The organism is Arthrobacter sp. M2012083, assembly GCF_000281065.1.
Lineage (GTDB): Bacteria > Actinomycetota > Actinomycetes > Actinomycetales > Micrococcaceae > Arthrobacter.
Map to the genome: position 1 here is coordinate 20,697 of NZ_AKKK01000019.1, position 12,813 is coordinate 33,509.

Annotated in this window: 11 protein-coding genes; 5 read left to right on the plus strand and 6 right to left on the minus strand. The window is 60.7% G+C overall.

What is annotated here, in order from left to right:
* Positions 1-24: 24 nt before the first annotated feature.
* From A477_RS0110435 to A477_RS0110460, 6 genes are all read right to left on the minus strand, one after another.
* Positions 25-1,614 carry an ABC transporter substrate-binding protein gene (locus A477_RS0110435; protein ID WP_017198948.1) on the minus strand — a complete coding sequence of 530 codons (1,590 nt, stop codon included), beginning with the start codon at positions 1,612-1,614 and terminating at the stop codon, positions 25-27.
* A gap of 114 nt (positions 1,615-1,728) precedes the next feature.
* Positions 1,729-2,709, minus strand: coding sequence for a D-2-hydroxyacid dehydrogenase (locus tag A477_RS0110440; RefSeq protein WP_017198949.1), 981 nt, complete (start codon positions 2,707-2,709; stop codon positions 1,729-1,731).
* Entirely contained in the window at positions 2,706-3,821 is a 1,116-nt protein-coding gene (locus A477_RS0110445) for a tartrate dehydrogenase (protein WP_017198950.1), read from the minus strand. Before A477_RS0110445 ends, A477_RS0110440 begins: the two co-directional genes overlap by 4 nt.
* Positions 3,818-5,368, minus strand: coding sequence for an aldehyde dehydrogenase family protein (locus A477_RS0110450; RefSeq protein ID WP_017198951.1), 1,551 nt, complete (start codon positions 5,366-5,368; stop codon positions 3,818-3,820). The genes A477_RS0110445 and A477_RS0110450 overlap by 4 nt, the downstream gene beginning before the upstream one ends.
* A 17-nt stretch (positions 5,369-5,385) precedes the next feature.
* The gene (locus tag A477_RS0110455) at positions 5,386-6,663 is read right to left on the minus strand and encodes an NAD(P)/FAD-dependent oxidoreductase (RefSeq protein ID WP_017198952.1); all 1,278 of its coding nucleotides are present in this window, start codon (positions 6,661-6,663) and stop codon (positions 5,386-5,388) included.
* Positions 6,664-6,689: 26 nt separating this feature from the next.
* Positions 6,690-7,364 carry a haloacid dehalogenase type II gene (locus A477_RS0110460; RefSeq protein WP_017198953.1) on the minus strand — a complete coding sequence of 225 codons (675 nt, stop codon included), beginning with the start codon at positions 7,362-7,364 and terminating at the stop codon, positions 6,690-6,692.
* Between the two features lie 335 nt (positions 7,365-7,699).
* On the opposite strand from A477_RS0110460, the gene A477_RS0110465 reads away from it, so the two are divergent.
* From A477_RS0110465 to A477_RS0110485, 5 genes are all read left to right on the plus strand, one after another.
* A complete protein-coding gene (locus tag A477_RS0110465; protein ID WP_017198954.1) occupies positions 7,700-8,620 on the plus strand; it encodes an ABC transporter substrate-binding protein in 921 nt (306 codons plus the stop codon).
* 26 nt (positions 8,621-8,646) lie between these two features.
* Positions 8,647-9,561 (plus strand): amino acid ABC transporter permease, encoded by a 915-nt coding sequence (locus A477_RS0110470; protein WP_237715774.1) that lies wholly within the window; start codon positions 8,647-8,649, stop codon positions 9,559-9,561.
* Entirely contained in the window at positions 9,558-10,325 is a 768-nt protein-coding gene (locus tag A477_RS0110475; RefSeq protein ID WP_017198956.1) for an amino acid ABC transporter ATP-binding protein, read from the plus strand. Before A477_RS0110470 ends, A477_RS0110475 begins: the two co-directional genes overlap by 4 nt.
* A 2-nt stretch (positions 10,326-10,327) precedes the next feature.
* Entirely contained in the window at positions 10,328-11,461 is a 1,134-nt protein-coding gene (gene solA, locus A477_RS0110480) for an N-methyl-L-tryptophan oxidase (protein WP_017198957.1), read from the plus strand.
* 80 nt (positions 11,462-11,541) lie between these two features.
* On the plus strand, positions 11,542-12,795 hold the full coding sequence (locus A477_RS0110485) for an aspartate aminotransferase family protein (RefSeq protein ID WP_017198958.1): 1,254 nt from the start codon (positions 11,542-11,544) through the stop codon (positions 12,793-12,795).
* Positions 12,796-12,813 lie beyond the last annotated feature (18 nt).

Genomic DNA, 12,813 nt, shown 5'->3' on the forward strand with positions numbered 1-12,813 from the left:
TGTCTGTCGGTCCCGGTGTGGTTGCTAGGAGCCCGACTTGGCCGTTTGCGCGGTCAGTACGTAACGGGAAAGCGGATCCTGAACGTAGGACATGACGTTGCTGCGGACCGCGTCGGTTGCCTGTTCATTGACGAGCCAGAGGTTGACCGCCTGGTCATCCAGGAGCTGACCGGCTTTGGCATACAGCTTGTAACGTTCCTCGCTGTTGGACGTGCGGGCTGCTTCGGTGATGATCGCGTCAAACTCTTCGTTGCAGAAGTGGCTGAGGTTGTACGTGCCCTTGCACGTGTAATCGGCCGTCAGGAAGCCGATGGGATCAGCGATGTCAATGAGTCGGTTGCGCTGGCTCAGGATCATGTCGTAGTCCCCTGCCAGGACGTCCGGCTCAGCGGACGCGTATTCCTTGGCCTGGATGGCAACGGGTACGCCGATGTTCTTGAGGTTGTCCTGGATCACGGTTGCGACGTCTGCGAACTCGGCACGTTCTACAATCGCGATGATTTCCAACGGCCTATCGGCTGTGTATCCGGCATTGGCGAGAAGCTTCTTCGCTTCTTCAACGTTCTGCTTCGGCGAGCTTGCAGTGCTCGATGCCCACGGCTCCGACGGCGCATAGGGACCGGCTGCCGGAAGCGCTGCGCCCTCGTAGACGCTGGCGGCCAACGCCTCGAGGTCCAGCGCTGAGCGGAGTGCCTTGCGGAAGTCGACGTTGTTGAAGGGGGCGCGGCCATTGTTCATGTACAGCGTGGCCGTGCGTGGTGAGTCTGCCTTCAGTACGGAAACTTCGGGCGCATTCTCAAGCGAGGACAAGGCAGAGGCCGGGATGGAGAGGGAAATGTCCGCCTCACCGGTTTGAACCTGAGCCGCGCGTGTTGCGCCGTTGGTGATGAACCGCACTTCAGCTCCTGCGAGCTGCACGTCTCCACCCCAGTAATTTTCGTTGCGGTCCAGTGTCAGGGATTGTTTCGCTTTCTCTGAAACCGGAGTGAACGGGCCTGTGCAGTGCCCGAAGGGATTGACGGTGGCGCCTGCGTAAGCGGCAGGAGCAAGAACGCCGGTGTTGACGCTTGCAAGGCGGAACGGTACCAAGGGGTTTTCCACGGGCGTGGTTACGCGAACTGTCTTGGCATCCCGTGCTTGGACAGCACTGACGACGCTTGGGCTGAACGCCCTGGCAGGGACCTTGGCCTTGAGGACATGGTTGAGGGAAGCGGCCACTGCCTCTGCGGTGAGATCGGTGCCGTCCTGGAATTTCACGCCTTCACGGATGGTGAAGTCCCATTCCAACGGCGAAGCCTGCTTCCACTCCGTAGCCAGGAAAGGAACTACTTTTCCTTGGGCGGAATCGTACTTGGTGAGGGTTTCCAAGCAGCCGGACAAGGACAGGATGTACGCAGCGTCGGACTCAGGGGCCCAGTTGGCCACGGGCGCACGGAAGTTATCCACAACGATGCGCTGGTTGGTATCAGCCACCTTCCCGGTGGCAGCGGGCTGGCCACCGCTGAGGCCACAACCGGAAAGAGTAAGGAGGGCCGCCAGCCCGAGGGCTGCCGTGTAACGGCTGGGAGTGCGCAAAAGGAACCGCCTGCTATGTACGCCCGAACGGGTGGGCATGGGGAAAGTGAAGACTATTAGGTTAGCCTTACCTCCTGCTTCCAGAAAATTGACGCTCCGAAGTGCCGTAATAATGTGCTCAGGTTCACGGCCGTACAATCCGGGTGACAGGGATCAGGAAGCGGGAATGAACCCGAGCCTTTTGTCCACGACGTTCTGCAGCGGTTCATCCCGGCTGAACCGCCAGAGGTTCTCCACGAACAGCTTCCCAAGATCTTCGAGGTAATCTTCCGTGTCGCCGCTCATGTGAGGGGTAAGGATGACGTTGTCCATGCCCCACAGCGGGTGCTCCGCAGGAAGTGGTTCCGGATGGACCACGTCCAGCGCCGCGCCGGCAATGGAACCTGAGCGAAGCGCGTCTACCAGTGAGTCGGTGCGGACCAGCTCCCCGCGCCCCACATTAATCAGGTGAGCCGCGGGCTTCATGGCCGCAAGGACATCGGCGCCCACCAAGCCTCTGGTGTCGTCGGTCAGGGGCGCAGCCAGCACAATGTAGTCGAAGTCGCCTGCCACCAAAGCCAGGTCCTTGGAAGAATGGATCTCTTCAAAGTACCCATCTCCTGGTCGGTTGCTGCGCCCGGCGCCGCTGACGCGCAGGCCAACGGCGCGGAACAAGCACGCTATTTCCCGACCAATGGAGCCCGTTCCCACCACCAGGGTGCGCTGGCCCTGAATTTTCCGGGTGACGCGATGCTGCCAGCGCCTGCCCTGCTGGAGCCTCAGCGAACCTTGTGCGTCCTTCGCCATGTCCAGAACAAACCCCAGGGCGAACTCGGCGATGGCGCGACTCAGGACGCCACGCGAGTTCGTGTATTGAACGTCGCTGTTGATCAGGTCATCGAACAAGAGTTGACTGATGCCCGCAGCCGAGACGTGCACCCACTTCAGCGATGAAGCTGCTGCCCAGTTCTCCCGCAGCGCGGGCGAGAAGGAATGCCATTGGTAGAGAACATCCGCACCATCCATTGCCTTAGCGAGACCGTCAGCCTTGGTCAGGCGGACTTCGGCCAGCTCCGCGATTTCGTCCAATCCGGGCGGCAGGGCCTCCCGGTACAGGACAGCGACGATGGGCCGCTTGCCTTCGGCGTTCGTCATGCTGACGACGCCGCTGCTGCTGGCGTGGGAGCGCTGCGTTCAGCCTTGCCCACAGCTTCCAAGACGTCAATGGCAGCCAGGACGGCCGCTGTGAACTCAGAGGTCGACGACGGTCCTCCAACGTCGCGGGTACCAAGACCCTCGCGCAACACCGACTCGAAAGCCAACTGCAGATGCTCGGCAGCTTCGGGATGCCCCAGGTGCTGGAGCATCATTGCTCCGGACCAGATCTGTCCCACCGGGTTTGCCAGTCCCTTCCCTGCGATGTCCGGGGCAGATCCGTGCACCGGCTCAAAGAGGGATGGGAAATCACCGTCGGGATTCAGGTTCGCGCTGGGAGCCACACCGATGGAACCGGTGACGGAGCTGCCCAGGTCCGAGAGGATGTCGCCCAGCAGGTTCGAGGCAACGATGACGTCCAAGGTCCAAGGTTTGAGGACCAGATGCGCAGCCAAGGCATCCACCAGTTCGCTGGTGAGTGTCACGTCGGGGTAAAGGCGGGTGGTTTCTTCCACTACCTCGTCCCAGAAGGGCATGGTGTGGATGATGCCGTTACTCTTGGTGGCCGAGGTCAGGTGCCCCCTCCTCGACGACGCGAGGGAGGCGGCGAAGTGTGCGGCACGCGATACTCCCAGGCGGGTGAAGATGGTTTCCTGGACAGCTGTTTCGTGCGGCAGTCCGCGGTACATCCGGCCGCCGACCTCCGAGTACTCCCCTTCGTTGTTCTCCCGCACGATCAGAATGTCGATCGGTTCCTTGGACGCCAGCGGCGACTTGACGCCGTCGAGCGTTTTTACCGGCCGCAGGTTGATGTACTGCTGGAATTCGCGGCGAATGGGAATCAGGAGGCCCCACAGAGATTCAGCGTCCGGAACCTCCGGGGAGCCCACGGCGCCCAGGAAAATGGCATCGTGCTGCGCCAGCTGTTCCAGCCCGTCCAGCGGCATCATGCGGCCGTGCTGCGCGTAGTAGTCGGATCCCCAGTCGAAGTGCGTAAACTGCAGGTTGATGGAGTGGATCTCAGCGATTCGCTCAAGGGTTTGGATGGCCGCAGGGACCACTTCCTTGCCGATACCGTCGCCGGCGATAACCGCGATTTTATGGGTAGTCATGATGCATTCCGTTCTGAGGTGCCCGTCAGCTGCTGCCAGCGGGTGGCGGGCTCCGCCAGTTTGATAATGGTGCTCTTGGGCTCGGTCATTTCGCGGACTGCGTGCTTGACGCCTTCACGGCCAACGCCGGACTTCTTAAACCCGCCGAACGGCATGGAATCGATCCGGACGTCGCTGGTCTCGTTGATGACCACCGCCCCCACATGCAGCTTGTCGGCAATTGCCAGGGCCAGGTCAATGGATTCGGTGAAGACACCAGCCTGAAGTCCGTAGTCGGAGGCGTTGGCCGCATGGATGGCGTCAGTGATCTGGATAAAGGGCATGATGCTGACCACCGGCCCAAACACTTCCTCAGCGATGACGCGGGCGTCTGCCGGCACATCGGTCAGCACGGTGGGCTGGTAGAAGGCGCCGTGGCGCTGGCCGCCCACACGGACAGTGGCGCCGGCCGCCTTGGCTTCCTCCACCCATGCCTCCACCCGCCGGGCTTCGGCATCGCTGATGAGCGGACCGATATCGGTGCCTCGGTCCATCTTCGCTCCGACGCGGAGCGCGCGGGTCCCCGCGAGTACCTTTTCAAGAACCTCGTCGAACAGCGAAATGTGGACGTAGACGCGCTGGACCGACAGGCAATTCTGGCCGGCCACGCCGAATGCCCCGGCTACGATCGCCTCCGCAGCAGCCTTGGCGTCAGCGTCCGCGCAGACGATCGTTGCATTGTTGCCGCCGAGCTCAGAAAGGATCTTCTTGGCGCCCGCGGCGGCAGCGATACGGTCCGCGGTTGCTGGCCCGCCCGTGAAAGAGATCAGGTCCACCTGGGGGTCGGTCACGATCGCCTCGGAAACCCCCGGTCCTGAGACAATGGCGGCCAGCCTGCCGGCCGGGACGCCCGCTTCCAACAACAGTTGGACGAAGGCGAGCCCGGTCAGCGGCGTACGGCCTGAGGGCTTAAGTACGACGCCGTTGCCTCCGATCAGCGCCGGACCCAACTTGTGTGCCACAAGGTTTAGGGGATCGTTGAAGGGCGTGATGGCCGCAATGATTCCTACAGGTTTGCGGTTGTACCAGCCAATCTTGTTGGCCCCGGCCATGCTGTCTTCAAAGGCTAGAGTCTCTCCAACAAGTTCGCTCGAGGCGGCAGCGGAGAGCCGCAACGTCTCTGCGCAACGACGCACTTCGCGTTCAGCTTCGGTGATGGTCTTGCTGCTTTCCGCGGCAATGATCTCCGCGAACCGCACGGCCTTGTCCACGAGCAGCACTGCAGCCCGTTCCAAAGCCTCCCTGCGGTCCCGCAGGACCCAATCGTCTTCCTGGAGGTGGCGGTGTATGAAAGCAACTGCACGGCGCACATCTTGAGGAGTGGAGGAACACACAGTTCCCAACAGAACGCCGTCTTCGGGATCCCTGACTTCGAGGATCCTGTCAGCCGTCTCCCAACGGCCTTCCAGGAACGCACCTCCTGGCAGAGCGGCGATACTTGCCCGTCTGTAGGCCGTCTCCTGCCCTGTTTTCGGGCGCGCTTCAGCGACTTTGGTTGATGAACTCATGTGATCCTTTGCCCTGCCTATTTGATGCGGTCGATGATCTTCGCGGCTCCGCCAATAAAAGGCAGGAACCAAGGGGGGCCGAAGTGGCCGGGTACAGGCGGGTTCTTCAGGTCTTCCCACACGTTCGCCTGTTTGTCCCCCGCCATGTAGTGGGCCATCCTCTTGCCCATGTGCGCAGCCATCTGAACACCATGCCCGCTGTAGCAAAGGGAGTAGAACAGGCCACCATGCTGGCCGGCATGGACCATCTGGTCCATGGAGAGGTCCACCAAGCCACCCCAGATGTAGTCCACCTTGACGTTGGACAGATAGGGAAAGAGTTCGGTCATGGCCTTGTGCAGGATCTCCGCACTCTTGACATCCGAATCCGGGCTGGACAGCGCGAAGCGTGCGCGGCCGCCGAACAATAACCTGTTGTCCGGCGTGATGCGGAAGTAGTACGTCAGCATCTTGCTGTCAGAGGCTTGGCGCCTGTTGGGCAGGATGCGGTTCACGACTTCTTCGGACAGAGGCTCGGTGCAGATGATGAAGCTGCCCACAGGAATCACGCGACGCTGCAGCCACGGGGTGACGTTGCCGGTGTAGCCGCTGGTGGCAACCAGGACTTGCTTGGCCCGGGTAATTCCACGGGTGGTGTGAACATCGTGCACTGTGCCGGAGACCTTGTTCAGCTCGGTGACCGATGCGTTTTCGCAGATGGCTGCGCCGTTGTCCGCTGCCACCTTCGCCAGCCCGTGCACGAACTTGCCCACGTGCAGGCCGGCGCCCAGCGGATCCATCATGGCACCCTGGTAGAAGTCGGTGCCGATTTCGCTGTGGATTTCGGACTTGGGGATGACCTTTACGTGGTGATCCACCAGGTTCGCGAGCAGCTCCTGGGACTTCAGGAACCCGTCGTAGTGGGACTTGTGGAATGCGAGGGAGAGCTTGCCGAAACGGTTGAAGTCGCAGTCGATGCCGTTGTCGTGCACCAGCTTCTCGATGGTTTCAATAGCGTCGTTGTATTCGCGGAACATCTCAACGGCACGGGGAGCCCCGTAGCGCTTGACTGCCGTACTGAACCCAATGGCCAAGCCAGTGGTAGCCATGCCCCCGTTGCGGCCTGACGCACCCCAACCAACAGTGTGGCGTTCGAAGACAGCAACAGTGGCGCCTTGCTTGGCAAATTCAAGTGCTGCCGACAGCCCGGTAAAGCCCGCGCCGATAATCGCGACATCTACGTTCTCCGGGACTGGAGTGCGGCGGTAGTCGCCGGATGGCTCTGCAGTGTCGAGCCAGTAAGGAACAAGTTTCACGGTTGGCCTTTCGCCTCGTGGTCGTTTTAGAGACCGAGGTACTTGTTGATCTCGTCCAGGGATTTGGCTGTGCTGAGGTCGTAGCCGTCGCCAATGGGGTCATAGCCGCGGTCCAGCATCCAGAGGTTCCGGAAACCCAGGTCGTGCATGGGATGCATGTCGTAGCGAGTGTGGGAGGAGATGTGCAGGAAGTCCTCGGGCTTGGCATTCAGCGTGTCCAGCATGTACTCGAAGGCCTGGTACCGGGGCTTGTACGCCTGGGCTTGCTCGGCGGTGAGAACTGAATGGAAGTTTGCGCCGAGCTTGGGAATGCTGATGTCCAGAAAGCTGGTGTCCGCGTTGGATAGAGCCACGAGTTGGTAGTTGTCGCCCATGAGCTTCAGCGGGGCCGGCACGTCGTCGTGGGCAACCCAACCGCGGACAGCATCAGCAAATGCTGCGCCTGCGCCTTCAGTCGGTCCAATGCCCCAACGCTTGCACACACGATCAAAGGAATCCTGGAGGATCTGCTCATACGGCTTGTAATCCCCCAGTACTTCGTCAAAGCGGTATCCGCGGAACTGCTTCTTGAAGGTGGGCCACTGCTCTTCAGAGATTCGGCCATCGAGCAAACGCCGCGTCGTGGGATCGATGTCGAAGTTGATGAGTGTGCCGTAGATATCAAAGGAGATGTACTTCGGCCGGGAATTGGTCTCTGCCATGTCAAGTCCGTTTCTTTTCGGGATATGGAGGCGGGCGGGCCGCGTGAAAGGGTGTCGAGTGAAGCGGATGCACTCGTAAAAAACTGCCGGGCAGTCCGGGAGCTTCTCGACCGCTGACTCGACTCTAGGCTGCAAAATTGTAAATTGTCAACAGTTTCTGGCGCCTAGTTAGAACGATTCTCAACGAATGGATCTGTTCAAAAAAGTTTCTGTCAATTGTTGACAATCTACTGTTGAGGGGGTTGCATTGCAGTAGATGACGGAGAGATCCGGATCACATTACTACCAAGACCTTCCCCCCTCCCCACCGCCCGACTCCCTCGAAGGGAAGCACCATGAAGATTCGAACCAAGGCGCAAACCGCAGCTGCCGGACTTGCCGTACTGCTGGCACTGAGCGCTTGTGGAGGCACCGCGAACAGCGATTCCGCCGAGAACAGCAAGACTGCCAACACCACCGACATTTCCGAGGGCGTCCAGCCGGATTCAGCTGCTGTTGCCCTGTTGCCGCAGTCCATCAAGGACAAGGGCGAGCTCACGGTTGCCATGGACCTGCACTACCCTCCCACCACCTTCCTGGCTGAGGATAATACGACTCCGATTGGCCTCAACCCGGACATCGCCAGGCTCATTGCGAAGAAGCTTGACCTGAAGTTGAAGTTCGTGGACACGAAGTTCGACACGATTGTTCCCGGCCTCGATGGCGGCCGCTTCGATTTCACTGCCACCACCATGTCCAAAACTGAGGAACGCCTTAAGGTCCTGGACATGATCGACTACTTCAAAGCCGGCAACTCCGTGGCGGTGGCCGCTGGCAATCCACTTAAGCTCACCGTTGAGACCCTATGCGGTAAGAACATCGCAGTGACGCAAGGATCAACCGGTCAGCTTAAGCGTCTCCCCGCCCTCAGCGAGCAGACCTGCACCTCAAAGGGACAGCCGGCCATCAACGGCGTGACACTGCCTAACATCCAGGACGCGCTGACCCAGCTGCACTCCAAGCGCATCGACGGAATTCTGTACGACACAACTGCACTCGGGTGGGCCGAGAAGCAGCAGCCGGGCTCCTTCGAACTCGTGGGTCGCGTCGACGTCGGCACCAGCGACCTGACGGCAATCGGCTTGAAGAAGGGCTCACCTCTGACGCCGGCCTTCCAGACGGCTCTCCAGTCCGTCCTTCAGACCCCGGAGTATAAGGAGTCCCTCGAGAACTGGGGCTTGGACTCGGGAGCCATCACCGACGCCAAGCTGAACTAGTGGGTGCCCCGATGAAGCAAGTGACTATGGAAAGAAGCAATGTGATGAGCGGGTTGGATTCGGCATTGAAGCCGCGCCTGAAGCGGCGCAGCACGTTCGAGTACGTCTCCTGGGTGGTCTGCATCCTGGTCGGTGTCGGCGTCCTGAGTTCGGTCGCGACGAACCCGAACTTCAAATGGGACGTCGTAGCGAAATACTTCACCCACGAATCCATCCTCCGCGGACTGATGCTCACCATCTTCCTCACCGTAGCAAGCATGGCCCTGGGCACCCTCCTCGGACTGGGCCTGGCCATCATGCGGGCTTCGACCATCAAACCCATCGCCGCCCTCGCCGGGGTCTACATCACGATCTTCCGCGGCACCCCGGTCCTGGTCCAACTGATCTTCTGGTTCAACATCTCCGCCCTTTACCCGAACCTGAGCATTGGGATCCCGTTCACCGACATCGGCACCGCGATCGACACCAACGCCCTCATGGGACCCATCACCGCAGCCCTGATCGGCCTGACCCTGAACGAAGCGGCCTACATGGCCGAAATCATCCGCGGCGGATTCTCCTCAGTGGGCAAAGGCCAGATCGAAGCCGCCGATTCCCTGGGCATGAGCGGGGCCATGAAAATGCGCAAAGTCATCATCCCCCAAGCCATGCCCTCCATCATCCCCGCCACCGGCAACCAAGTCATCGGCATGTTCAAAGGCACCTCCCTGGTCTCCGTCCTCGGAGTCGCCGAACTACTCCAAAGCGCCCAACTCATCTACGCCCGCACCTACGAAACCATCCCGCTGCTCATCGTCGCCAGCCTCTGGTACCTCGTGATGACCATGCTCCTGAGCTACCCCCAATCAAAACTCGAACAAAAATACTCCCACACCTCCGCCCGGGTCCCCCGCAAAGCCCGCAAAGTGACACTCACCGCACCGGAAGGCATCGCACGATGAACGCTGACGGCACCATCCACGCCCAAAAAATCCGCAAATCCTTCGGACCCAAAACAGTCCTCAAAAACGTCGACCTCCACATCGCCAGCGGAGAAATCTGCTGCATCATCGGCCCCTCCGGCTCCGGCAAATCCACCCTCCTACGCTGCATCAACGGCCTCGAAACCATCGACTCCGGCATCCTCAAAGTCAACGGCGAAGACTTCGGCTACTACGAAACCGACACCGCCTACCACGCCCTACCCCCCAAGAAACTGGCCCAACAACGCACCCGCGTCGGCATGGTCTTCCAATCGTTCAACCTCTTCCCCAACATGACCGCCCGCGACAACGTCATGGCAGGACCCGTCCTGGTCAAACACGCCGACAAAAAACAATCAGCCAAACACGCACAAGAACTCCTCACCAGCGTCGGCCTCGAAGCCTTCGGAGACCGCTACCCCGCCGAACTCTCCGGCGGCCAACAACAACGCGTCGCCATCGCCCGCTCACTGGCCATGAACCCCGAAATCATCCTCTTCGACGAACCCACCTCCGCCCTGGACCCCGAAAAAGTCGGCGAAGTCCTCAACGTCATGCAAGACCTCGCCAAAAAAGGCATGACCATGGTCGTCGTCACCCACGAAATGGGCTTCGCACGCGAAGTAGCCGACACCCTCATCTTCATGGACGACGGCAACGTCGTAGAACGCGGCGACGCCCGCGAAATCCTCACCAACCCCAAAGAACCCCGCACCCAAACCTTCCTCAAACAGGTCCTCTAACCATGGACGGAAAACTCGCAATCATCGGTCTGGGCAGCATAGGCAGCATGGCCCTCTGGCAAGCCTCCCGGCTCACCGACGCCGTGGTGGGATTCGAAGCGCACTCCCCTGCCCACGCACGCAGCGCCGCAGGCGGAGACACCCGGCTCTTCCGCATGATCTACCGAGGCAACCCGGCCTACTACCCACTCCTGGAACGTTCCCGCGGGCTCTGGGCAGAACTCGAAGCGGAGACCGGACAAGACATCCTCACCCGTTGTGGGGGACTCTCCATCGGTACCAGTGACGGACCGTACCTCCGCAGCCTGCTCGAAACGACACGAATCACCGGCGCCGCCCACCAGATCCTCAGCCGTGAGGAAATGGCCGTACGGTACCCCCAGCACAACCTCCGCTCCGACGATATCGCCGTCTACGACCCCAACGCCGGCGCCCTGCGAACCGATCGCGCCATCACCGCGGCCATCACCGCGGCGGAAACCAACGGTGCATCGGTCAAGACCAACACTCCGATTGACAGCATCACTGAAACTGACGACGGCGTCGTTATCACGTCCGGCGCAAACTCCTGGACCTTCGAACGAGTCATCGTTGCCTCGGGCGCCTGGTCCAAACAACTCATGCCGGAATACCTCAAAGCCCACACCGAAACCAAGCGGATCTTCCTCTCATGGTTCGTTGCCCGCGAAGCAGAACAATTCTCACCGGAAAAATTTCCGATCTTCATCAGGATTTCGGGAAATCGTTCCATGTATGGGGCCCCCGCAGTGGACGGCGTAACCGTCAAAGCCACTCTCGATGGTCGCGGGGCACCAACTCCCGCTGCCGACTCCGTGCCCCGTGATCTCAGCACAGCGGAGATCACGGAAACCATAGAGACAGTTTCGGAGTTCTTCCCGGGCTTGATTCCCAGCATCGTGCGCTCGGATGCGTTCCCGGACCTCTTCACTTCCGATTCGCAGCCCTTGATGGGTTTCCTCGGCAAATCCGCCAGGGTCTACTCTGCAACCGGATTCTCCGGAGCCGGCTTCAAAATGGCCTCCGCCTACGGGGAAATTGCAGCCAATGAAGCGCTCGGCAAGCGCTGGTTCGACGGTCTGGACTTCCTGCGCCCCCAGCGGTTCCAAGAACCCTGACAAGTTCCGCGTGAGCAGCGGGAATAACACTCGATTCGACAATTGTTGACAATCTACAGTTCCTAAGAAAGTATGAAGCCATGGCAACACTTAGCCCCATCCTGAAGCAGGCAACCCCCGTGGTTGTCGACCACGCGGCCGGTAGCTGGATCCACGCGACCGACGGCAAGAAATACCTGGATTTCACCACCGGGATTGGTGTCACCAGCACCGGCCACTGCCACCCCGATGTTGTGGCCGCCGCCCGCGAACAGGTCGGCAAGATTGTCCATGCCCAATACACCACCGTGATGCACAAGCCGCTGTTGGAGCTCACTGAACTGCTGGGAACTGTGTTGCCACAAGGTTTGGATAGCGTTTTTTACGCAACATCCGGCTCCGAGGCCGTAGAAGCCTCCATCCGCTTGGCCCGCATGGCCACCGGCAGGCCCAACATCATCTCCTTCCAGGGCGGGTTCCACGGCAGGACCGTCGCCGCGGCCTCCCTCACCACAGCTGGAACAAAGTTCCGTTCAGGGTTTTCTCCCATCATGGGTGGCGTGCACGTAGCCCCGTTCCCGCACTGGTACCGGTATGGCTGGGACGAAGCCACCGCCGTCGAATTCGCGTTGAAGGAACTGGACCACCTCCTCCTGACCATCAGTGCGCCCAGTGACACAGCCGGCTTCATCATCGAACCCGTCCTCGGTGACGGCGGCTACATCCCCACCCCCGTAGCCTTCCTCCAAGGCCTGCGTGAACGAGCAGACAAACACGGCATAGTGCTGATCCTCGACGAAGTCCAGGCCGGCGTTGGCCGCACCGGTAAGTTCTGGGGCCACGACTGGGCCGGAATCCTGCCTGACGTAGTGATCACCGCCAAGGGCCTCGCCAGTGGCTTCCCCATCTCGGCAATCGCCGCCTCCGCAGAGCTGATGGGCAAAGCCTGGCCAGGCTCCCAAGGCGGAACCTACGGAGGGAACGCCGTCGCGGCAGCAGCCGGAGTGGCCACTCTTGGTGTCATCAAGCGCGAAAATCTCGTGGAAAACGCTCTACTCCGCGGCGACGAACTCAGGGCAGGACTGGAGACACTGCAAACCGAGTTCGCCGGAATCGGCAACGTCCGCGGCCGGGGCCTGATGCAGGGCGTCGAATTCACTGCAGCAGACAACACCCCGGACGCGGCAACTGCACTGGCCGTTCAGCAGGCTGCCATCAAGGAAGAGCTCATCCTCCTTACCTGCGGGCCGCACGGCAACGTCATTCGCCTCATCCCCGCACTGAACGTCAGCAGCGACGAGATCCAGGTTGGCCTGTCCAGGTTCTCGCAGGCACTCAAGTCGGCCACCTCCTAGTCCCCCGATCACTGAAAG

Bases quoted from the DNA above. Each gene is read 5' to 3' on its own strand.
- A477_RS0110440 (WP_017198949.1), bottom strand. From the start codon at position 2,709: ATGACGAACGCCGAAGGCAAGCGGCCCATCGTCGCTGTCCTGTACCGG.
- A477_RS0110450 (WP_017198951.1), bottom strand. From the start codon at position 5,368: ATGAGTTCATCAACCAAAGTCGCTGAAGCGCGCCCGAAAACAGGGCAG.
- A477_RS0110485 (WP_017198958.1), top strand. From the start codon at position 11,542: ATGGCAACACTTAGCCCCATCCTGAAGCAGGCAACCCCCGTGGTTGTC.
- A477_RS0110465 (WP_017198954.1), top strand. From the start codon at position 7,700: ATGAAGATTCGAACCAAGGCGCAAACCGCAGCTGCCGGACTTGCCGTA.
- A477_RS0110445 (WP_017198950.1), bottom strand. From the start codon at position 3,821: ATGACTACCCATAAAATCGCGGTTATCGCCGGCGACGGTATCGGCAAG.
- A477_RS0110475 (WP_017198956.1), top strand. From the start codon at position 9,558: ATGAACGCTGACGGCACCATCCACGCCCAAAAAATCCGCAAATCCTTC.
- A477_RS0110470 (WP_237715774.1), top strand. From the start codon at position 8,647: ATGGAAAGAAGCAATGTGATGAGCGGGTTGGATTCGGCATTGAAGCCG.
- A477_RS0110435 (WP_017198948.1), bottom strand. From the start codon at position 1,614: ATGCCCACCCGTTCGGGCGTACATAGCAGGCGGTTCCTTTTGCGCACT.
- solA (WP_017198957.1), top strand. From the start codon at position 10,328: ATGGACGGAAAACTCGCAATCATCGGTCTGGGCAGCATAGGCAGCATG.
- A477_RS0110460 (WP_017198953.1), bottom strand. From the start codon at position 7,364: ATGGCAGAGACCAATTCCCGGCCGAAGTACATCTCCTTTGATATCTAC.